The sequence below is a fragment of the Aquamicrobium soli genome (assembly GCF_042646345.1).
Lineage (GTDB): Bacteria > Pseudomonadota > Alphaproteobacteria > Rhizobiales > Rhizobiaceae > Mesorhizobium > Mesorhizobium soli_A.
In genome coordinates, this window is record NZ_JBHRTK010000028.1 from 79,233 (window position 1) to 100,735 (window position 21,503).

Genomic DNA, 21,503 nt, shown 5'->3' on the forward strand with positions numbered 1-21,503 from the left:
GAGTGAAAGCGACCGAATTGACCACCCAGGATACCCGCCTCAACGCCTTCCGCGCCGACCTTGCCGATGCCCGGTTGAAGGGCGCGGTCGAGGCCGACCGTTTCGTCGCCGGCCACCCGGGGCGCATCGCCGTCGCTGTCGCCGACGTGCGCAAGGCACCAGCCGCGGATGCCGGCGTCAACACGCAATTCCTGTTCGGCGACGACGTGCAGGTGTTCGAGGAAAGGGACGGGTTCGCCTGGGTGCAGGGCGCGCGCGACGGCTATGTCGGCTATGTCGCGTCCACCGCGCTGGGACCGCGCGACGCAGCGCCCACGCATGTCGTCTCGGTGCCGCGCACCTTCCTCTATCCGGGGCCGGATTTGCGCTTTCCGCCAAGCGGCCGGTTGTCGATGGGCTCGAGCGTGGCCGTCACCGGCAACGCCGAGACGCGGGGGACGGCCTATGCGGTGCTGGAATCCGGCGAAGCGGTGATCGCGCGCCACCTGCGGCCGGTCGCCGACCACGCCGCCGACTACGTCACGGTGGCGGAAGAATTCCTCGGCACGCCCTATCTGTGGGGCGGCGCCTCCGGCTTCGGCATCGACTGCTCGGGCCTCGTCCAACTTGCGATGCGCATGGCGGGGCGAGACGTGCTGCGCGATTCCGACATGCAGGCCGCCAATCTCGGAGAACCGTTCGATCCGGGCGCGGACTTTTCGGCGCTGCGGCGCGGCGACTTGGTGTTCTGGAAGGGCCACGTCGCCATCATGACCGACGACAAGGACATGATCCACGCCAACGGCCACACCATGCTGGTCTCGCGCGAAGGTTTTCGCGAGGCGGTGGAGCGCATCGGATATCTCTACGGCGGGCCGACCGGCTTTCGCCGCCCGTAGAGTCCAGAGCCCTCAGGAATTTCCGGCGCCGCGCCGCAGATGCTCGTCGAGGCGCGGCATGATCTCCACGAAATTGCAGGGCATGTGGCGGTAATCCAGTTGCTGCTTGAGAATGCCGTCCCAAGCGTCCTTGCAGGCTCCGGGGGAGCCCGGCAGCACGAACACGAAGGTCGCGTTGACGACGCCGCCGGTGGCGCGGCTCTGCACCGTCGAGGTGCCGATCTTGTCGTAGGAAATGCGGTGAAAAACTTCCGAAAAGCCGTCCATGCGCTTTTCGAAGATCGCTTCCAGCGCTTCCGGCGTCACGTCGCGGCCGGTAAAGCCGGTACCGCCGGTGGTGATGACCACGTCGATTGCCTTGTCCCGCGACCAGCCGAGCACGATGGCGCGGATTTTTTCCACCTCGTCGGTGACGATCTGCCGGTCGGCCAGAACATGGCCCGCCGCGACGATGCGGTCAGCAAGCGTCTGGCCCGACCGGTCTTCGGCGAGCGAGCGCGTATCGGATACGGTGAGCACCGCGATGCCCACCGGGATAAAGGGACGGCTTTCGTCAAGCGCCATGGAGATCGCCTCCCGCCGGCAGGGTCCGCGTCGCCGCCACGAACCAGTCCGGATGGCGGGCGCGGATCGTAGCGGCCGCCCGCTTGGCGACATTGCCGGTCTCGAACAGGCCGAAACAGGTCGCGCCCGAGCCCGACATGCGGACAAAGCCGGCATCCGCCCGCTTCAGGGCGGCTAGCGCCTTGCCGATCTCGGGCCGAAGCGTGCGCGCTACCGGTTCCAGGTCGTTGCGCGTGGCCTCCAGCCAATTGCGCAGGCTGTGAAAGTCGATGACGCGGGGCAGCGGCGGCAATCCGCCGTTGTCGCGCTTCTGCAGGCCGGCAAACGCTTCCGCCGTCGACACGGCCACGCCCGGATTGACCAGGACGAGCCCGAGCGAAGGGAAATCCGCGACGGCTTCCAGGTCCTCACCGATACCGCGTGCGAGCAGCGGCTCTGCCGCAAGGCACATCGGCACGTCCGCGCCGAGCGCAAGCCCGATGCGCGCCAGGTCGGCCTCCTCCATGGAAAGCCTCCATACGCCAAGCAGCGCGCGCAACGCCGCGGCCGCGTCGCTCGAGCCGCCGCCGACGCCGGAAGCCACTGGCAGGTTCTTTTCCAGCGAAATCCTCACCGGCGGCGTCGCGGCAATGCCGAAACAGCCGCGCAGCGCCTCGCGCGCCCGCACGATCAGGTTGCCGTCGTCGAGCGGTACGGCGGCGGCATATTTTCCGGTGACGACCAGTTCGTCGCCCTCCGCCGGCGCGGCCTCGATGCGGTCGCCGAAGCGGGTGAAGACGGCGAGGCTTTCCAGTTCATGGTAGCCGTCCGCCCTCTGGCCGACGATATGCAGGGCAAGGTTAATCTTGGCGGGAGCCAGACGCGCACCGACACCCGCATTCACCACGGCGAGATCGATGATGGTCAATCCTTAGCCAGACGGTATTCGCCGGTGACCGGATCCTTGACCAGCGTTCCCATGGTTCCGTTGGCGCGCTGCCGTTCGGCGCGGCGCAGCTTGGCGGTAACCCGTTCCGCTTCCTTGACGAAGGCACGGTAGCCGACATAGGCGGCAACGCCGACGGCGGTGAAGAAAATGATCTGCGGCATGTCAAAACACTCCTTCGCGTTCCGGCGCCGGAGGCCTCTGGGGTCGATCAGCGGCATGCTAACGCATAAGCCTTAAAAATCGAAACCGTTTTCTGGGCGGCGTCCTGCGGCAAACCGGCCCTGTAAACCCGCGCTGCCAATTCGATGGCACCAGTTCCGCAAGGTTCCCGAACTTAAAGGCCGAAACGTGACCACAGCGCGCGTTCCTCGGCCGCGTCGATCAGCCCGCCGGCCGCAGCCGCGGCCATCTCCTCCGGGAGAGCCCCGCGCGAGCCGAACAGGCCGAACCTACCGAACAGGCCCTTTTGCGCGGCGATCAGCTTCAGTCGGGTCTTCTCGCCATAACGGGCCTTCATCACCGTGCGCATGTCGCCCAGCGCATCGACAAGGCCGAGTTCCAGCCCTTTCCTGCCGGTCCAGAACAGGCCGGTGAACAGGTCGGGATCGTCCTTCAGTTTCTGGCCGCGCCGCTCCTTCACCATGTCGATGAAGGTCTCGTGGACCTCCAGTTGCAGCGCCTTCAGCCGCTCGATGTCTTCCTCCTTCTCCGGCCGGAACGGGTCGAGCACCGCCTTGTTCCTGCCGGCGGTATGGACACGGCGCTCGATGCCGACCTTCTTCAGCAGTTCGGGAAAGCCGAACGAGGCCGAAACCACGCCGATGGAACCGACGATGGAGGAAGGGTCGGCGATGATCTCGTCGCCGGCGAGCGCGATCATGTAGCCGCCGGAGGCCGCCACGTCCTCGGTGAAGACGAACACCCGCTTGTTCTTTTCCGCAGCAAGGTCGCGGATACGCTTGTAGATCAGGCGCGACTGCACCGGCGAGCCGCCGGGCGAATTGACCGAAATGGCGACGGCCGGCGCATCGAAGGCGAACGCCTTTTCGATCAGGCCGGCGCTGGAGGCGAGGGACAGGCTCGGCCGCAGCCGGCCGCCGTCGGCCATGATGGTGCCGTGCAGCCGGATCACCGGTATGGTGACGGCATCGGAGCGCCAGGATTTCGGCAGCAGGCGTCTGAAAAGGCGTTTCACCGGGGCAGTTCTCCTTGAAGGCCCGTTGCATGTAGGCATTTGCCGGTAAACGGCAATGCGGCCGGTTTCATCCTTCGCCGAAAAGCGGGGCGAGCCCGTTGCAGACCAGGTCGGCCCGGGCCGAAAACCCGTTGCCCGATCCTTCGTGCATGACCAGCGGCGGCAGGATGGAAAGCTTTCCGCGCGCCCCGCGCCATGCCCGGACGACGATGCGGATGGCGGCGGCCTGCGGGCGCGGGTGTACGGCGATCATTTCAGCGGAGCCGAAGCGGCCGTCCAGCGCGTCGAGGATTTTGCGCAACTGCTCCGGACGGGCAATGAGCGCAACGCCGCCGGTCGGCTTCAGCACGGCGGCGGCGCTGCGCAGCCAGTTTTCGAACAGTCCCTCCCCCATCACATGCGCCTGCCGGCGCAGGGCGTCCGGGGTCGCGCGATCCTCCACGGCGTTGAAAGGCGGGTTCATGACGACGAAATCGAAGGAACGGTCCGCCAGTCCGGCACTCTGCCGGGCAGACCCAGCGAGGGTGACGTCGGCGCGCAGCACGCTGGCGCGGTCGCCCAGATGCGCGTTGCCGGGATGGCCGAGCGTGGTGTCGGCGAACGCCGCCATCTCCTCGGCCAGTTCCACCAGCACCGCCTCGGCCCCGGGGCAGCGCGACAGCACGGCAAGGCCGGCGGCGCCCGCCCCGGCGCCGAAATCGGCGAGCCGCCCGTTGAAGGCCGAAGGCACCGCCGCCGCCAGCATCATCGCATCCATGCCGGCGCGGTGCCCGCGCCCGACCGGCTGCACCAGGAAGAAGCGGCCCCGGTGGAAGGCATCGACCGTATAGGCGGCCGGCCCGGCGGAAACGGCCTGCGCCACCGTCTAGCCTTCCCGCATCTCTGCGCCGACGCCGGCATCGGTCAGGATGCGCCGGGCCTCGTCGGCCCGCGCGGCATCGATCATGACGCGGCGCGGCAGGATGCCGAGCGAACCGTCCATCACGCTCATGTTCTGGTCGGCGACGAAGCAGCCGATGCCGGCGTCGCGCATCAGCGCCTCGACGAAGGAGATGACGACGACATCGTTGGTGCGCAGAAGCTCGATCATGGCGCGAAACTCGCAATTTGTTGCGGCGATGTAAATGCGGGCGTTTCAGCGCGCCTCGAAACGGGCTTTCAGCCGTTCGATATCCGAATCCGACCAGCCTTTTACGTCCGTCACCTCGACCCATGCGTCAATATAGTGTTCCGGCGCGTAGACATGGCCGTGCCCCATCGGCGCCGTGGTCGCTGTGGCGATATCGACAAGTTGCTGCAGGAAGCTGACCACCGGATACCAGCGCAGGGCCGGCGACACGTCCGGGCCGCGCGGCTCGGCCATCCATTGCGGCGCGCGATAGAACGACAGCGGATCGAAAAAGGTGATCGGGTCGCTCGCATATTGCAGGTAGACGACCCGCATCGGCCCCCAATGCGCATCGGGAATGGCCAGCGCGTTCTGCTGGCTGGTGAAGCGGACATAGGAGCCGTCGCGGAAGCGCGGCAGCCAGAAGGGCGAGCCCTCGTCGCGCTGGTCGGTGATCGAGCGCCAGATGCCGCTAGGGAACGGCGGCCCGGCCAGCAGCACGCCCTGGTAGGGATCGCCCAGCACCTCGAACAACTCGTTCGACCGCTCCGTGTTCATGGCCCCGAGGCTGAGCCCATAGAGATAGAGTTTCGGCCGATGATCCTTCGGCAGCGTCGTCCAGTAATCGTAGACCTCGTGGAACAGCGCACGCGAGGCCTCGCCGCCATAGCCGGGTTCGACCAGCAACGACAGCCAGCTTGCCAGGTAGGAATACTGGATGGCGACGCTGGCGACATCGCCGCCATGCAGGTATTCCAGCGTATCGATGCCCTCCGGATCGACCCAGCCGGTTCCCGTCGGGGTGATGATGACGAGCATCGAGCGGTCGAAGCCGCCGACCCGCTTCAGTTCCTGCAAGGCCAGCCGGGCGCGCGCCTGCGGCGTTTCGGCCGAATTGAGGCCGGCATAGACGCGGATCGGTTCCTGCGCCGGCCGGCCGAGGAAGGCGCCGATGTCGTTCGCCGAAGGGCCGGAGGCGATATAGCCGCGACCCATGCGCCCAAGCTCGTCCCACTTCATCAGCGAGGCGGAACTGCCGGTCTTGCCCGGCTCGGCAGGCTGGGCGGTATCGGCCTCGATCATTTCGTCCAGCGCCTTGTAGGACCCGTCCGCCACATAGAGCGCGTAGCGCAGCAGCACGCCGTTGGCGAGGCTGCCGAAGAGCATCAGCGCGACCGTCAGGCCGATGACGTTGGCGACGCGGCGCGGCATGTAGCTGCGCAACCGGCCGGCGACCAGGCCGAGGGTGAACTGGAACAGGCGCGCGACGACGAGCAGCACCGCGAAGGCGGCGAGCGCGATCAGCGCGACGCTGAAGGGATAGACGCTGTCGACCGGCTCCAGGTCGAACAGGCGGCGGATGGAGTTCTGCCAGTCGGAAGCCCGCCACAGGAACAGCAAGGCGACGGCCGCGCAGAAAACGGCCGCGCCCGTCTTGATCCAGCGGGCGATGCCGTGCCTTGACTGTGGCAATTCCAGATAAGCCCACAGCCAGGCGCCGAACACGCCGATGCCGTAGCCTGCCGCCAACGAGACGCCGGCCAGCACGCCCTGCACCACGTAGGCACGCGGGATGAGCGATGGCGTAAACGATGCGGCGAAGAACAGCGTGCCGACGAGCAGGCCGGTCGTGGAAAGCGACAGCCACAGCCGTGAAGCCAGTCCCTGCATCGTTCCGCAACCTTTGCGTTTGTCAAACGAGCCGCCAATACGCCAGACTCGCGCCGCCGCGGTCAACGCGAAACCGGGCATGCCGCGCCAATTCGCCACTTGCCGTCTCTATCCAGTCTCCCTAGAATCGCGCGCGTCAGGTCAGGGCCGCCGCGCCCGTGTTCCAGCGGGAGTTGTTTTGGTGGGTGTGGTTCTCAATCTCGACAATGGAAAGCGCGAAACCGCGACCATCAAGGAACTGATCGCCTTGACGGCCTCCGACATGGGGCGGGTCAACGAGCTGATCCTGTCGAAGGCCGGTTCCGACGTCGAAATGATCCCGGAAATCGCCAACCACCTGATCTCGTCCGGCGGCAAGCGGCTGCGCCCGATGGTGACGCTCGCCGCCGCGCAGATGTTCGGCTATTCCGGCGAAGGCCACGTCAAGCTCGCCACCAGCGTCGAATTCATGCACACGGCAACGCTGCTCCATGACGACGTGGTCGACGAAAGCGACCTGCGGCGCGGCAAGAAGACGGCGCGCACCATCTGGGGCAACCAGGCGAGCGTGCTGGTCGGCGACTTCCTGCTCGGCCAGGCATTCCGCATGATGGTCGACGTCGGCTCGCTCGACGCGCTCGACATCCTGTCTTCCGCCGCCTCCATCATCGCCGAGGGCGAGGTGATGCAGCTTGCGGCGGCAAAGAACCTCGAAACCACCGAGGACGAGCATTTCGCCGTCATCAAGGCCAAGACCGCGGCGCTGTTCTCGGCCGCCGCCGAAGTCGGCCCGGTGATCGCCGACGCCTCGCGCAACGACCGCGCGGCGCTGCGCTCCTACGGCATGAATCTCGGCCTCGCCTTCCAGCTCATCGACGATGCGCTGGACTATGGCGGCTCCAGCCAGGACCTCGGCAAGAATGTCGGCGACGATTTCCGCGAAGGCAAGGTGACGCTGCCGGTCATTCTCGCCTATCGGCGCGGCACGGCGGCGGAACGCAGCTTCTGGCAGGGGGCGATCGAGAACAACGCCACCGACGATACCGAACTGGAAAAGGCGATCGGCCTGATGGCCCGCCACGGCGCGATCGCCGACACGATCGGCCGCGCCCGCCATTTCGGCGAGATCGCCCGCGACGCGCTGGCGCCGCTGGAGGCCACGCCGCAGAAGGCGGCGCTCATCGACGTCATCGATTTCTGCATCAGCCGGGTCAACTGACCCGGTCATCCCGGCGCCAGCGTGTCCAGCAGCGCCGGCAGCTCCTTCATCATCGCCTCACGCGTGCGCAGGCCGGGGCTGACGGCTTCCTTCCTGTCGTTCTGGACCAGGCGAGCGAACACGATCGTCCTGCCGTTGCGGCTCGCCCAGCCGACGAACCAGCCATAGGCGCGGTTGTTGGCGAAGCTGCCGTCGGCGTTGCGCGGCGCGCCGGCTCCGGTCTTGCCATGAACCTCCCAGCCATTCGGCAGGGTTCCCAGCGCCGTGATCCGGTCGGTCATGTCATAGGCATGCGCGCTCACCGGCAACTGCCGGTTCACCACCCGGCCGAGAAAGGCCAGTTGCTCCAGCGGCGAGATCGTCAGCGAGGAACTGAGCCAGGACCGGGACAGGCCGTTATGCTTGCCGGGGTCGCCCGAGACGTCCTGGTTGCCATACTGGAACTGCCGGACATAGCGCCGGAACCGCTCTTCACCGAGGTATTTCGTCACCTGCTGCGAATACCAGACGACGGAGTTCTTCATCCAGCTGGTCGGGTCGGTGGTGGCGCGCCAGGAAGCGACCCAGTCGGGATAACCCTTCCTGAACGGCAGCGCCGGCGCGTGCTCGCTGGTGAGGAAGCCGGAATCATAGCCCATCAGGCTGATCGGGATCTTGAAGGTGGAGGCGGCGAAGGCGCGCGTGCCGCAGGCGCCCTCCTGTTTCAGCACCTTGCCGGTGGCGGCGTCGGCGAATGCCGTGCACAGCGTTTTTGCCTGCGCGGCCATCGGCACCGCCGCCATCATCATGGCACTCAGGATCAGACTGCGCGCAAACATCGGGTCCCCTTTCCCGCTCGTCGATTCACCCGGACGCCCACTTGCGCGGCAAACATGGTTTAATCACGTCACGCTCCGCCTGCGTTCGCGCAAATGCCGCCGCCGAATCGGGAACTGCGCCGTTGAAGCGCGACCGCAAAAAGGCCATGCTTTGCCGCGACAGATGGATTCTGCGACGAAGGGCACTCCGGCGGTGCTCGTCTTCGACCGAAAGGATTACAATGCGGCAAGCAAGCATGCGCTGGCTCTCGGGGCTGGCCGTTTTGACGGGTGTAGTGGTGTCGGGCCTGCCGGCCCATGCCAAGCAGACGAACGAGCCGGTGGAGATCACCTCGTTTTCCGGGGCCTATCTGGCCGCGCATGTGGCGCAGGCCGACAACGACCTCGACAACGCCATCGCCTACTACAAGCAGGCGCTCGCCTTCGCGCCCGAGGACGCTACGCTCCAGCAGAACCTGATGCTGTCGCTGATCGCGCAGGGCCGGTTCGATGAATCGCTGCCCTATGCCGACAAGCTCAAGGAAACCCCAGACGTGGAGCGATTCTCGCGGCTGGCGCTGGCCGTGGATTCGTTTCGCAAGAAGGATTTCGACAAGGCCCAGTACTGGCTGAAACTTTCGCTCGAATCCGACCTTGACCGGCTGATCGTCGGCGTCATGACCGGGTGGGCCATGGAGGGCGCTGGCCAGGGTGCCGACGCCATGGCCTATATCGACAAGCTATCCGGGCCGGAATGGTTCGACCTGTTCAAGTCCTGCCACCGGGCCCTCATCGCCGATGTCGCCGGGCTGAACGACCAGGCGGACAAGGCCTATGCCGCGACCATCGAGAACGTCGCGTCAGGGAGTGCCGCGCCGGAAACCTGGCTTCGCTGCGCCCAGTCCTATTCCGCCTTCCTTGCCCGCAAGGGCGACAAGGACAAGGCGCTGTCGATCCTCGACCAGGCGGAAACCTTCGCGCCCGGCAAGATCGAGATCACCGCGCTGCGCGACAAGATCACCAAGGGCGAGAAGGTCGAGCCGCTGATCGCCACCCCGTCGGACGGGGCCGCCGAAATCCTGCTCGACCTCGCAACCGCGCTCAACCGCGGCGGCGGCGAGCCCTTCGTGCAGCTCTACCTCGAATATGCGCTGGCGCTGAAGCCCGACAGCGACGCCGCCCTCGTCCAACTGGCCTCCGTCGCCGAGCAGACGAAGGACAGCCAGAAGGCGATCGACCTCTACCGCCGCATTCCCGACAATTCGCCGCTGAAGGAGGTCTCCAACCTCCAGCTCGGGCTGAACCTCGCCGATCTCGACCGCAAGGACGAGGCGGTCGGCCACCTCAAGGCGCTCGTCGAGGCCAACCCCACCGACATGCGCGGCTACCTGGCGCTGGGCGGTGTCTACTCGTCCAAGGAAGATTTCCGCTCCGCCGCCGACCTCTACGACCAGGCGGTGTCCGTCCTCAAAACGCCGACCGCCGCCGACTGGAACATCTTCTACCAGCGCGGCATCGCCTATGAGCGGCTGAAGGAATGGGCGAAGGCCGAGCCGAATTTCCGCAAGGCGCTCGAACTCAACCCCGACCAGCCGCAGGTCATGAACTATCTCGGCTATTCCTGGGTCGACCGGGGCATGAACCTCCAGGAAGCCATGGCGATGATCAAGAAGGCCGTCGACCTGCGCCCCAGCGACGGCTACATCGTCGATTCGCTCGGCTGGGCCTATTACCAGCTCGGCCAGTACGACGATTCCGTGCGCGAAATGGAGCGCGCCATCTCGCTGAAGCCGGAAGATCCGGTACTCAACGACCACCTTGGCGACGCCTATTGGCGCGTCGGGCGCAAGCTCGAGGCGACGTTCCAGTGGACGCATGCCCGGGACATGAACCCGGATCCGGAACTTCTGGCAGCGGTGCGCGAAAAGCTGCTCAAGGGCCTGCCGCCGCTTCCGGGCAAGGCGACCGCGCAGGAAACACCGAGCACCAAGCCCGCTCCGGCCCCCGCGCCGAAGGGATAGCGGCCATCCGCCCGGAGGGCGGGCTTCAACACCCTGCCCCTCCGGCACTTAACCCTTGGTTCACCATTCTCGTTCATTGTCCCTCGGCGGTTTTCCGTTCCTGGGGAGCATGATGGCTAGTTTCAAAACGACCCTGCTGATGGCGATGGTTGTCGGCGCCGGTTTCGCCATGCCGGCGCAGGCCGAGGCGGGCATCGAGGTCACCATGAACCAGGCCAAGATCGTCAAGCTGGCGCGGCCGGCCGATACGATCGTGGTCGGCAACCCGGCCATCGCCGACGCCTCCGTCCAGGACGCCTCGACCGTCGTGCTGACGGGCAAGGGCTTCGGCGTGACCAACCTCGTCATCCTCGACAGCGACGGCAGCCCGATCATCGACGAGCAGGTGACCGTCATCCGCCAGACCGCCTCGTCGGTGCGCATCTACCGGCGCGCCGACGTGCAGACGATGTCCTGCACGCCCTATTGCGAAAGCGCCTACAAGACCGACGCCGAGCGTTCGTCCGAAGCGGAAATGAACGGCCGCTGACCGAGCGCGCCCCGCCCTGCGACGTCGGCCGCTGCATGGTTAGCAGCCGGTAAAGGCACACCGGACAAATCGAACGATCCTTCAAACGGGCCTTCAACAGGTTTCGGCTAGGCTCCGCGCCAGGGTACACAGGATCGGCGGAAACCGGACATGAGCAGCCACTCCAGACCGGCGGGAGATGCGCGCAAGGCGCAACGGGCAGGCTTTCCTGGCCGCTTTCTTCGCGACCGCAGCGGCAGCACGGCCATCGAGTTCGCCGCGCTCGCCCTGCCCTTCTCGATGCTCGTCTTCGCCATCCTGGAAAGCTGCATCGCCTTCGCCGGCCAGGAAGTCATGGCCAACGCCACCGACGACGTCGCGCGCCAATTGCGCACCGGGCAGGTCCGCAGCATAACCGCGCCCGACCTCAAGGCCATGATCTGCGCAAGGCTCGAGGTCATGGTGTCCAGCGACTGCCCGAACCAGATGATCGTCGACCTGCAGCAATACGCGACCTTCCAGGACGCGGCCGCCGTGGGCTTCGCCATCGTCAACGGCGAAATCAAGCCGACCAGGAACCGGCAGGTCATCTCCACCGATTTTTCCGTCACCACCGGCGGCGCCTCCAGCATCAACATGCTGCGGGTCTTCTACAAATGGCCGGTGATGACCGACTTCGTCAGCAAGTGGATGGCCAACCTGAACAACGGCAAGACGCTGCATTTCACATCGATCACCTGGCAGAACGAGCCGTTCAACTAGGACCATCGCCTCGGGCGCAACAAAAAGGGCAATCGACATGCTGTCTGGTGCGGGGGCACGGCGCAAAATAGCGCATTTCTGGGGCAGGACGATCCGCTTTGCCAGGGACCGACGGGGCGTAGCGGCGATCGAGTTCGCCTTCCTGGCGCCGGTTCTCCTGGGGATGTATTTCGTGACCATGGAGATTTCCCAGGCCATCGAAACCAACAAGAAGGTCAGCCGCGTCGCCAGCATGGTGGCGGACCTGGTGACGCAGCGCAATTCCATCGCGCCGGCCGAAATCCAGGCGATCATGAACATCGGCTCGTCCACGCTGCAACCCTACAACCGGTCCGTCCCGAAAATCACCGTCGCGGAACTCAAGATCGGGGCGCTCACCGCTCAGCAGGTAACCAACGGGGACAAGCCCCCGGTGACGGTGGTCTGGTCGCGCAAGCTGGATGCCAACGGCTTTGGCGCCGGTGTCGGCGACGGCGTGGCCGTGGGAACGAATGCCGCGCTGCCGGGTTCGTTGCGAATCCCGAACACGTCGGACGCCTATCTCATCCGCGTGCAGACGGAACTCTCGTACCGGCCGATGATCACCTGGGCGGCCAGCGGCAAGGAAGCGGCGGGCCTTTCGGCCGCTTTCGACAGTATCGCGATGAGCGAAACCTATTACCTCAAGGCCCGCATGAGCCAGAGGGTCGATTGCCCGGCGTGCTAGATCGCCAAGCATTCCCGCCATAACGGTCACGCCGGACCGTGCCGTCCGGCGATCGCGCCGATTGCCAAGGCGCGCGCGCGCTCCTATGTCTTGGCCTCAGGCAGACGCAGGTTTTGATGGCACGCGCATTCGTCTTCGTTCTCGATTCCTTCGGCATAGGCGGCGCGGCCGACGCGGAACGCTATGGCGACAAGGGCGCCGACACCTTCGGACACATCGCCTCGGCCTGCGCGGCCGGCGCCGCCGACCGGGCCGGATTGCGCAGCGGCCCGCTTGCCGTTCCCAACATGACGGCGCTCGGCCTGGGCGAAGCCGCCCGGACCGCTTCCGGTTTTTCGTTCGACGGGCGGACCCACCGGTTGCTCGCCTCCTCCTTCCACGGCGCGGCGCAGGAAATTTCGGCGGGCAAGGACACGCCTTCCGGCCATTGGGAAATCGCCGGCCTGCCGGCCCGCTTCGACTGGGGCTATTTCCCCGACACCATCCCCTCCTTCCCGCAGGAACTGACGGACGCGATGATCCGCGAGGGCAAGGTGCCCGGCATCCTCGCCAACCGCCACGCGCCCGGAACGACGGTGATCGAGGATTTCGGCGAAGAGCACATCGCGACCGGCAAGCCGATCTGCTACACCTCGGTCGACTCCGTGCTGCAGATCGCCGCGCATGAGACGCATTTCGGGCTGGAACGGCTTTATGCGTTCTGCAAGGTCGTGCGCCGGCTCTGCGACCCGCTGAGGATCGGGCGAGTGATCGCCCGGCCCTTCATCGGCGAGACGCGCGAGACCTTCGTGCGCACGCCCAACCGCAAGGACTATGCCACGCCGCCGCCGGAACCGACGCTGCTCGACCGGGTCACTGACCATGGCGGCAGGGTCATCGCCATCGGCAAGATCGGCGACATCTTCGCCCATCGCGGCATCTCCGAAATACGCAAGGGCGCCGGCAACATGGCGATGTTCGACAAGGCGCTGGGCGCCATGGAGGACGCCCGGCCGGGCGACTTCGTCTTCGCCAATTTCGTCGATTTCGACACCGAATTCGGCCACCGGCGCGACGTGCCGGGCTATGCGGCCGCGCTCGAGGCCTTCGACCGGCGGCTGCCGGAAGCGCTGTCGCGGCTGAAGGCGGGCGACCTGTTCATGCTGACCGCCGACCATGGCAACGATCCGACCTGGCGCGGCACCGACCACACGCGCGAGCGCACGCCCGTCCTCGGTGTCGTTCCCGGCCTGCGGGGCGGCGATATCGGCCTCAGGCAGACCTTTTCCGACATCGGCGCCACCGTGGCCGAGCATCTCGGCCTCGCGCGCGGCGGCAGCGGAGCGTCGTTCCTCAGCGCCCTCGGCGGTCATCATGCCTGAACTGCCGGAAGTCGAGACGGTGCGGCGCGGCCTGCAACCGGTGCTGGAAGGCGCGCGCATCGCCCGTGTCGAGGCGCGCCGGCCCGACCTGCGCTTCCCCTTCCCCGAACGGTTCACGCAACGGCTGCAGGGAAGAACGATCATATCGCTCGGCCGGCGCGCCAAGTACCTGACGATGGAGATGGACGGCGGGCCGGGCCTGATCTGCCATCTCGGCATGTCCGGCTCGTTTCGCATCGAGGCCCCGCAGGGCGAAAGCACGCCCGGCCTGTTCCACCACGACCGCTCCAAGAACACGGTGCACGACCATGTCGTCTTCGACGTCGTTTCGGCATCGGGGACGGCTGCCAGCGTGATCTTCAACGATCCGCGCCGCTTCGGCTTCATGCTGTTTTCCGAAGGGCCCGTGGGCGAGCATCCGATGCTGGCGGGGCTCGGCGTCGAGCCGACCGGCAATTCGCTGGACGGGCCGCTGCTCGCCTCGCTGCTCCAAGGCCGCAAGTCGCCGCTGAAGGCCGCACTGCTCGACCAGCGGCTGATCGCCGGCCTTGGCAACATCTATGTGTCGGAGGCGTTGTGGCGCGCCGGCCTGTCGCCGCTCAAGCCCGCCGGCCGACTTGCCCGTCCGGGAAAGAAGGCGCGCGAGGAAAGCGAGCGGTTGGCCGGGGCCATCCGTGCCGTCATCGCCGACGCCATCGCTGCAGGCGGCTCTTCGCTGCGCGACTATGTCCATGCCGACGGCAGTCTCGGCTATTTCCAGCATTCCTTCGCCGTCTACGACCGCGAGGGCGAGCCCTGCCCCAAACCGGGCTGCGGCGGCCATATCGAGCGGATCGTCCAGAGCGGGCGCTCCACCTTCCTGTGCCGCGCCTGCCAACGCTGAGCCCCGCCCGCCATTGAGCGGCACCGGGCGTTGCGATAGACCAGAAGGAACCGGTCCCGAGCGCGAGGAGAATGCAATGGCCTACGAAACGATTTTGGTGGAAACGCGCGGCAAGGTCGGCCTGATCACGCTGAACCGCCCCAAGGCGCTCAACGCGCTCAACTCCCAGGTGCTGAAGGAACTGCTCGCCGCCACGCGGGCCTTCGAGGCCGACGACGGCATCGGCTGCCTCGTCGTCACCGGCTCGGAAAAGGCATTCGCGGCCGGCGCCGACATCAAGGAAATGCAGGCCAAGTCCTATGTCGAGGCCTATCTGGAGGACTTCTTCGCCGGCTGGGAGGATTTCACCCGCTGCCGCAAGCCGATGATCGCGGCGGTGGCCGGCTACGCGCTGGGCGGCGGATGCGAACTCGCCATGATGTGCGACTTCATCATCGCCGCCGACAACGCCAAATTCGGCCAGCCGGAGATCACGCTCGGCGTCATGCCCGGCATGGGCGGATCGCAGCGCCTGACCCGCTTCGTCGGCAAGGCGAAGGCCATGGACCTGGTGCTGACCGGCCGCATGATGGACGCCGCCGAGGCGGAACGCTGCGGCCTGGTCTCGCGAATCGTCGCCCCCGAGGTGCTGGTCGAGGAGGCGCTGAAGGCCGCGCAGAAGATCGCCGACTTCTCGCTGCCGGCGGCCATGATGGCCAAGGAGGCGGTCAACCGCGCCTACGAGACCACGCTTGCCGAAGGCCTGCGCTTCGAGCGCCGCCTTTTCCACTCCATGTTTGCGCTGGAAGACCAGAAGGAAGGCATGGCCGCCTTCGCCGAAAAGCGCAAACCGAATTTCGTCAATCGATGAGCAACATACCGCTATTAGCGTCACCTTCTCCGTTGACGCGTCGGAAAAGCTGAACTATAAGCCGCCCCAATCGAGGCAGCTCATCGCTGTCCGTTGTTTTTTGCGCGCTGCCGTATTCGCCAGCGTTCACCATAGAGATCAGAAAGAGGCATCATGGCCAACACCTCCTCGGCCAAAAAGGCAACGCGCAAGATCGCCCGCCGTGCAGCGATCAACAAGAACCGCCGTTCGCGCGTGCGCACCTATGTCCGCCAGGTCGAAGAGGCGCTTGCCGCCGGCGACAAGGCAGCAGCCGAAGCCGCCTTCAAGGCCGCCCAGCCGGAGCTGATGCGCGCCGCCACCAAGGGCGTTCTCCACAAGAACACCGCTTCCCGCAAAGTGTCGCGTCTGGCCAACCGCCTCAAGACCCTTTCGGCCTGAGTCGACCCCTTACTTATCCGGTTTCAGGAACCCGGCGCGACGCGTCGGGTTTTTTCGTTTGCCGGCAAGAACTTAAAGCTGGCGCTCATCAAAGCGGCCGGCCGGAGGGCCGAACCTTTGCCGGCACGTGAGCCCCGGCTAATGTCCGCGGCGGTGCCGGATGCGCCGGTCTTTTTCTTCGCCTGCCCGAAAAAGCCCTTTATTTTCATCTAGTTGCGACAGGTTATCCACAGCTTGCACACAGCACCCATCGCGGGCGTGAGATAACCGCCTGTCAAGCGAATTATTTCAAAAAATTTCTTCCGGTGACCAATTTTGCAGGGCGCCCAAAAAGGGTTTGAATCACAACGGCTTTGCGCGCGGCCCGTGTTTGGGCCGCCGATTTGGGGGCGTTCTGGTAACCAGATTCGTTAAAAATGTGTTAGAGGCGGCCTTGCCCTTTCCACAGGGATTTCGGTAGTGTCCATCCATCGAAGGGCGGGGGCCAGCGGCTCGCACCTGATCTAGATCGGCCAGCCAAAAGTGGCGAAATCCACAACACGGACCATCATCCGTGAACGGCGGGTTTTGCCCTTCGATATGGGGACCGGCGTAGCAGCGCGTGGAAGGGTGAGTAGTCCGGCAGTTCGCCGGGCGGCTGTGCTTTGTCTGCGCGGGAACGTGCGTCAAGCAGAGGGCCGTTAGGCCCTCGAGGTGGGACACGGTCAGGCCTTTGGGCGGGAACCGGGCGAGGCTTGCAGCCAGCGGCGGCGGCGGACCTCGTCGAGACGATGGATGTCGGATCAAGGATGCTGGAGGCGCATCCCCGGCACTGAACAGGTACGAGAAAGGAATTTTGAGAATGCACAGCGGCGTCGAGAGGGATTTCAGCGGCGACATTCCCCTTCCGGGAGAATTGATCGGAGAAGACGCGATGCCGGCCCCCACCGAGGCTGAACAGCGGTTCGAGCGGGTAAAGGTGCAGTTGAAGGCCCGCCTCGGCAGCGAGGTCTACTCGAGTTGGTTCGGCCGCATGAAGCTGGCCGAGGCGTCCAAGGGCATCGTTCGCATTTCCGTTCCCACCGCCTTCCTGCGCTCCTGGATCAACGGCCACTATCTCGATGTCATCACCGAACTGTGGAAGCAGGAAGACCCCGACACCCTCAAGATCGACATCATCGTTCGCACGGCCACACGTCGCACCGTGCGCGCTTCCGAGGCCAATGCGGCCACGGCCGCAGCGCCCCGGACGGCCCGGCAGACGCAGACGGCGCTCGCTTCGGGCACCACGGTTGGGCGCCCAGAGCGCGCCGGCATGCCGCACGGCCGGGCGGTGGAGGCGGAGCAGCGCCACAGCGTGCTCGGCTCGCCGCTCGATCCGCGCTACACCTTCGCCTCCTTCATCGAGGGGCCGTCCAACCGGGTCGCCTTCGCTGCGGCCCGCGCCGTAGCGGAATCGCAGTCGAGCGCCGTGCGCTTCAACCCGCTTTTCCTGCACGCCACGGTCGGGCTCGGCAAAACCCACCTGTTGCAGGCGATCGCGGCGGAATCGCTGAAGCAGAACCCGAAATCGCGCGTCGTCTACCTGACGGCCGAATATTTCATGTGGCGCTTCGCCACCGCCATCCGCGACAACAACGCGCTGACGCTCAAGGAGCAGTTGCGCGACATCGACCTCCTGATCATCGACGACATGCAGTTCCTGCAGGGCAAGTCGATCCAGCACGAGTTCTGCCACCTGCTCAACATGCTGCTCGACAGCGCCAAGCAGGTGGTCGTCGCCGCCGACCGGCCGCCGTCCGAACTGGAATCGCTGGAGCCGCGCGTGCGCTCGCGCCTCAACGGCGGCGTGGCGCTGGAAATGTCGGCGCCCGACTTTTCCATGCGGCTCGGCATGCTCAAGCTTCGCCTCGCTGCGGCGAACGCCGAAGGCACCCCGCTGGCGATTTCGGAGGAAGTGCTCAACCATGTGGCGCGCACCGTGACCGGCAGCGGCCGCGAACTGGAAGGCGCCTTCAACCAGCTTCTTTTCCGCCAGTCGTTCGAGCCGCAGATCACGGTCGACCGCATCGACGAGATCCTCGGCCACATCTACCGCACCGGCGAGCCGAAGCGGGTGCGCATCGAGGACATCCAGCGCATCGTGGCGCGCCACTACAACGTGTCGAAGACCGAGCTTCTGTCCAACCGCCGCACCCGCACCATCGTCAAGCCGAGGCAGGTCGCGATGTACCTCGCCAAGGTGATGACGCCGCGCTCGCTGCCGGAAATCGGCCGGCGTTTCGGCGGTCGCGACCACACCACGGTGCTGCACGCGGTGCGCAAGATCGAAGACCTTTCCGGCAACGACAACACGCTGGCGCAGGAACTGGAACTGCTGCGCAGGCTGATCAACGACCAGGCGTAAGGGGCGGCCCGCCGCCAGGGCGGGCGTTTTGCCCGAAAACCCCTGCAAAGCCGCATCCGGATGCCGGCACGGGCTTGCGTTCGAGCCGGTTTTCCTGTCAGTTTGACCGGGAATCCGGCTGTCGCCGGACCCTTTTCCGGGCCGCCTTCCTCCGGCGGCCCGCTCCAGTCAAGTGAGCTTAAATCGTCATGCGCGTCATTCTGGAACGGTCGAATCTCCTGAAGTCCCTCAACCACGTTCACCGCGTGGTCGAGCGCCGCAATACCATCCCGATCCTGTCCAACGTGCTGCTCGCCGCCAACGGCGCCAGCCTGGAAATGAAGGCGACCGACCTCGACCTCGAAGTGACCGAGGCGACGCCGGCCAAGGTCGAACAGGGCGGCGCGACCACCGTGCCGGCGCACCTGCTCTACGATATCGTGCGCAAGCTGTCGGACGGCGCCGAAGTGATGCTGCGCACCGACGAGGACGGCAGCGCCATGTCGGTCGTTTCCGGCCGCTCCTCCTTCCGCCTGCAGTGCCTGCCGCAGTCCGATTTCCCGGAACTGTCGGCCGGTTCCTTCCCGCATATTTTCCGTCTCGAATCGACCGCCCTCAAGAGCCTGATCGAAAAGACGCAGTTCGCGATCTCCACGGAAGAGACGCGCTACTATCTCAACGGCATCTACCTGCACACGCTGGAGGCCGGGGGCAAGCTTTTGCTGCGCTCGGTGGCAACCGACGGGCACCGCCTGGCCCGCGCCGAGATCGAGGCGCCGGCGGGCTCGGAAGGCATGCCGGGCATCATCATCCCGCGCAAGACGGTCAGCGAGTTGCAGAAGTTGGTCGACGACCCGGACGTCGCCGTCACCACCGAAGTCTCGGAAACCAAGATCCGCTTCACCGTCGGCAGCGTGGTGCTGACCTCGAAGCTGATCGACGGCACCTTCCCCGACTACCAGCGCGTCATCCCGACCGGCAACGACAAGCAGTTGATCGTCGACCGCCAGAGTTTCTCGACCGCCGTCGACCGCGTCTCGACCATCTCGTCGGAACGTGGGCGGGCGGTGAAGATGACCATCGCCGACGGCCAGGTGACGCTCGCCGTCAACAACCCCGATTCGGGCAGCGCCACGGAAGAACTGGCCGCGGACTATTCGAACGAGCCCATCGAGATCGGCTTCAACGCCCGCTACCTGCTCGATGTCGCGGCCCAGCTTACCGGCGGCAACGCCAAGTTCCTGCTGGCCGACGCCGGTTCGCCGACGCTGATCCAGGACACCGGCGACGAAACCACGCTCTACGTGCTGATGCCGATGCGGGTGTAGCCAGGGGAGGCGCCTAAGGGCGCGGGCCAATGGCCGAGAAGTCCGGCACCCATATCACCCGGCTTACGCTGACCAATTTCCGCAACTATGCGTCGGTGTCGCTCGACCTGCGCCCGGGCGCGGTCGTGTTCACCGGCGACAACGGCGCCGGCAAGACCAATCTGCTGGAAGCCGTGTCGCTGTTCACGCCGGGGCGCGGCCTGCGTCGCGCGCCTTATGGCGAGGTGGCGCGCGAGGGCGGCGACGGCGGCTTCGCACTGCACGCAATGATCGACGGCCCGGAAGGCGAGGTCGAGATCGGCACCGGCATGGTCGCCGGCGAGGCCAGCCGGCGCGTACGCATCAACGGCGCCCCGGCCCGCTCGGCCGACGCCATGCTGGAATGGCTGCGGGTGGTGTGGCTGACGCCGGCCATGGATGCGCTGTTCACCGGCCCGGCTGGCGACCGCCGCCGCTTCCTCGACCGCCTGGTACTCGCCATCGACGCCAGCCACGGCCAGCGCGCGCTCGACTACGAAAAGGCGATGCGCGGCCGCAACCGGCTGCTGTCCGAGGGCTCGCGCGACGGCGCCTGGTTCGAGGCCATCGAGACGCAGATGGCCGAGACCGGCGTGGCGATCGCCGCCGCCCGCGCCGAACTGGTGCGGCTGCTCGTCGCCATGATCGAAAAGCTGCCGGCTGACAGCCCTTTCCCGCAGGCGGAGCTGGCCCTTTCGGGCGATCTCGAAACACAGATCGCCGCCCTGCCGGCGGTCGAGGTCGAGGAAAATTTCCGGCGGGCGCTGGCCGGGGGACGCGAGCGCGACCGCGCCGCCGGCCGCACGCTGGACGGGCCGCACCGTTCCGATCTGCAGGTGCGCCACCGGCCGAAGGCGATGCCGGCCGAACTGTGCTCGACCGGCGAGCAGAAGGCGCTGCTGGTGGGCATCGTGCTGTCGCACGCGCGGCTGACCGGCGAGATGTCGGGCATCCGGCCGATCCTGCTCCTGGACGAGATCGCCGCGCATCTCGACACCGGCCGCCGCGCCGCCCTGTTCTCCATCCTCGAGGAACTGGACTGCCAGACGTTCATGACCGGCACCGAGCCGGCGCTGTTTTCCGCGCTCGCCGGCCGCGCCCAGTTCCTGACCGTCGACCACGGCACGGTTGGGCCAACCCAAGGCACCTGACAAGTATCCGGCCCGGCCCTATGCTCACGCGATGACCACGCTCACCGACCAGGAACTGGAACGCTACGCCCGCCACATCGTGCTGCCGGAAATCGGCGGCGCGGGCCAGCAGAAGCTGAAGCGCGCGCGGGTACTGGTGATCGGCGCGGGCGGGCTCGGCGCGCCGATCCTGCAATATCTGGCCGCCGCCGGGGTCGGCACGCTCGGCATCGTCGACGACGATACGGTCTCGCTTTCCAACCTGCAACGGCAGGTCATCCACGCCACCTCGGCGATCGGCGAAACCAAGGCCGACAGCGCCCGGACGGCGATCCTCGCCATCAACCCCAACGTCGCGGTCGAGCTTCACGTCATGCGGCTCGACGCCGAAAACGCCCCTGCCCTCGTCGCCCGCTACGACGTCGTCTTGGACGGCTCCGACAATTTCGAGACGCGCTACGCGGTGGCGGATGCCTGCGAAGCCGAGGCAAGGCCACTCGTGCATGCCGCCATCGGCCGCTTCGACGGCTCGATCACCGTGCTGAAACCGTTCGAAACGGGCGCGGACGGACGGCCAAACCCTTCCTACCGCGATCTGTTCCCCGAGCCGCCGCCGGCCGGCCTGGTACCGTCCTGCGCGGCCGCCGGCGTGCTCGGCGCGCTGCCCGGCGTCATCGGTACCTTGCAGGCGATGGAGGCGATCAAGCTGATCACCGGCATCGGCGAACCGCTGGTCGGGCGGCTCCTGCTCTACGATGCGCTGGCGGCGCGCTTCGACACCATCGCCTATTCCAGGCGGAAAGGGCGCTGAG

Annotated in this window: 22 protein-coding genes; 14 read left to right on the plus strand and 8 right to left on the minus strand. The window is 66.3% G+C overall.

What is annotated here, in order from left to right; genetic code table 11:
- Window positions 1-17: 17 nt before the first annotated feature.
- Window positions 18-878 carry a C40 family peptidase gene (locus tag ACFOHJ_RS20820; protein WP_378224271.1) on the plus strand — a complete coding sequence of 287 codons (861 nt, stop codon included), beginning with the start codon at window positions 18-20 and terminating at the stop codon, window positions 876-878.
- Window positions 879-890: 12 nt separating this feature from the next.
- On the opposite strand, the gene moaB is transcribed toward ACFOHJ_RS20820, so the two are convergent.
- From moaB to ACFOHJ_RS20855, 7 genes are all read right to left on the minus strand, one after another.
- A complete protein-coding gene (gene moaB, locus ACFOHJ_RS20825; protein ID WP_378224273.1) occupies window positions 891-1,442 on the minus strand; it encodes a molybdenum cofactor biosynthesis protein B in 552 nt (183 codons plus the stop codon).
- On the minus strand, window positions 1,432-2,325 hold the full coding sequence (locus tag ACFOHJ_RS20830; protein ID WP_378224721.1) for a 4-(cytidine 5'-diphospho)-2-C-methyl-D-erythritol kinase: 894 nt from the start codon (window positions 2,323-2,325) through the stop codon (window positions 1,432-1,434). Before ACFOHJ_RS20830 ends, moaB begins: the two co-directional genes overlap by 11 nt.
- A gap of 20 nt (window positions 2,326-2,345) precedes the next feature.
- On the minus strand, window positions 2,346-2,531 hold the full coding sequence (locus ACFOHJ_RS20835) for a hypothetical protein (RefSeq protein ID WP_378224276.1): 186 nt from the start codon (window positions 2,529-2,531) through the stop codon (window positions 2,346-2,348).
- A 173-nt stretch (window positions 2,532-2,704) separates the two neighbouring features.
- The gene (locus ACFOHJ_RS20840) at window positions 2,705-3,565 is read right to left on the minus strand and encodes a S49 family peptidase (protein ID WP_378224279.1); all 861 of its coding nucleotides are present in this window, start codon (window positions 3,563-3,565) and stop codon (window positions 2,705-2,707) included.
- Window positions 3,566-3,632: 67 nt separating this feature from the next.
- A complete protein-coding gene (locus ACFOHJ_RS20845; protein WP_378224282.1) occupies window positions 3,633-4,427 on the minus strand; it encodes a tRNA1(Val) (adenine(37)-N6)-methyltransferase in 795 nt (264 codons plus the stop codon).
- Window positions 4,428-4,430: 3 nt separating this feature from the next.
- Window positions 4,431-4,655, minus strand: coding sequence for a putative signal transducing protein (locus ACFOHJ_RS20850; RefSeq protein ID WP_378224284.1), 225 nt, complete (start codon window positions 4,653-4,655; stop codon window positions 4,431-4,433).
- A gap of 45 nt (window positions 4,656-4,700) precedes the next feature.
- On the minus strand, window positions 4,701-6,344 hold the full coding sequence (locus ACFOHJ_RS20855) for an alpha/beta hydrolase (protein WP_378224287.1): 1,644 nt from the start codon (window positions 6,342-6,344) through the stop codon (window positions 4,701-4,703).
- A gap of 181 nt (window positions 6,345-6,525) precedes the next feature.
- Here ACFOHJ_RS20855 and ACFOHJ_RS20860 point away from each other — a divergent pair, with 181 nt between their 5' ends.
- Window positions 6,526-7,542: a polyprenyl synthetase family protein gene (locus ACFOHJ_RS20860; protein ID WP_378224290.1), complete on the plus strand. Its 1,017-nt coding sequence runs from the start codon at window positions 6,526-6,528 to the stop codon at window positions 7,540-7,542.
- 5 nt (window positions 7,543-7,547) lie between these two features.
- On the opposite strand, the gene blaOXA is transcribed toward ACFOHJ_RS20860, so the two are convergent.
- Window positions 7,548-8,360 carry a class D beta-lactamase gene (gene blaOXA, locus ACFOHJ_RS20865; protein ID WP_378224292.1) on the minus strand — a complete coding sequence of 271 codons (813 nt, stop codon included), beginning with the start codon at window positions 8,358-8,360 and terminating at the stop codon, window positions 7,548-7,550.
- A 221-nt stretch (window positions 8,361-8,581) separates the two neighbouring features.
- Here blaOXA and ACFOHJ_RS20870 point away from each other — a divergent pair, with 221 nt between their 5' ends.
- From ACFOHJ_RS20870 to ACFOHJ_RS20925, 12 genes are all read left to right on the plus strand, one after another.
- The gene (locus ACFOHJ_RS20870; protein WP_378224295.1) at window positions 8,582-10,360 is read left to right on the plus strand and encodes a tetratricopeptide repeat protein; all 1,779 of its coding nucleotides are present in this window, start codon (window positions 8,582-8,584) and stop codon (window positions 10,358-10,360) included.
- 112 nt (window positions 10,361-10,472) lie between these two features.
- Complete coding sequence (locus ACFOHJ_RS20875) at window positions 10,473-10,889, plus strand: pilus assembly protein N-terminal domain-containing protein (RefSeq protein ID WP_378224297.1); 417 nt, start codon at window positions 10,473-10,475, stop codon at window positions 10,887-10,889.
- 150 nt (window positions 10,890-11,039) lie between these two features.
- Window positions 11,040-11,630, plus strand: coding sequence for a TadE/TadG family type IV pilus assembly protein (locus tag ACFOHJ_RS20880; protein WP_378224300.1), 591 nt, complete (start codon window positions 11,040-11,042; stop codon window positions 11,628-11,630).
- Between the two features lie 37 nt (window positions 11,631-11,667).
- Window positions 11,668-12,336, plus strand: a complete 669-nt coding sequence (locus tag ACFOHJ_RS20885) for a TadE/TadG family type IV pilus assembly protein (protein WP_378224303.1) — start codon at window positions 11,668-11,670, stop codon at window positions 12,334-12,336.
- A 116-nt stretch (window positions 12,337-12,452) separates the two neighbouring features.
- Window positions 12,453-13,697, plus strand: coding sequence for a phosphopentomutase (locus tag ACFOHJ_RS20890; protein WP_378224304.1), 1,245 nt, complete (start codon window positions 12,453-12,455; stop codon window positions 13,695-13,697).
- Window positions 13,690-14,580 (plus strand): bifunctional DNA-formamidopyrimidine glycosylase/DNA-(apurinic or apyrimidinic site) lyase, encoded by an 891-nt coding sequence (mutM, locus tag ACFOHJ_RS20895; RefSeq protein WP_378224306.1) that lies wholly within the window; start codon window positions 13,690-13,692, stop codon window positions 14,578-14,580. The genes ACFOHJ_RS20890 and mutM overlap by 8 nt, the downstream gene beginning before the upstream one ends.
- Window positions 14,581-14,656: 76 nt before the next feature.
- Window positions 14,657-15,430 (plus strand): enoyl-CoA hydratase, encoded by a 774-nt coding sequence (locus tag ACFOHJ_RS20900; RefSeq protein WP_378224308.1) that lies wholly within the window; start codon window positions 14,657-14,659, stop codon window positions 15,428-15,430.
- 153 nt (window positions 15,431-15,583) lie between these two features.
- A complete protein-coding gene (rpsT, locus tag ACFOHJ_RS20905; protein WP_378224310.1) occupies window positions 15,584-15,850 on the plus strand; it encodes a 30S ribosomal protein S20 in 267 nt (88 codons plus the stop codon).
- Between the two features lie 841 nt (window positions 15,851-16,691).
- Window positions 16,692-18,236, plus strand: coding sequence for a chromosomal replication initiator protein DnaA (dnaA, locus tag ACFOHJ_RS20910; RefSeq protein WP_378224313.1), 1,545 nt, complete (start codon window positions 16,692-16,694; stop codon window positions 18,234-18,236).
- 188 nt (window positions 18,237-18,424) lie between these two features.
- Window positions 18,425-19,543, plus strand: coding sequence for a DNA polymerase III subunit beta (gene dnaN, locus ACFOHJ_RS20915; RefSeq protein ID WP_378224315.1), 1,119 nt, complete (start codon window positions 18,425-18,427; stop codon window positions 19,541-19,543).
- A gap of 29 nt (window positions 19,544-19,572) precedes the next feature.
- Complete coding sequence (recF, locus tag ACFOHJ_RS20920; protein ID WP_378224317.1) at window positions 19,573-20,712, plus strand: DNA replication/repair protein RecF; 1,140 nt, start codon at window positions 19,573-19,575, stop codon at window positions 20,710-20,712.
- 31 nt (window positions 20,713-20,743) lie between these two features.
- Complete coding sequence (locus ACFOHJ_RS20925; protein WP_378224322.1) at window positions 20,744-21,502, plus strand: molybdopterin-synthase adenylyltransferase MoeB; 759 nt, start codon at window positions 20,744-20,746, stop codon at window positions 21,500-21,502.
- The last annotated feature ends 1 nt before the right edge of the window (window position 21,503 follow it).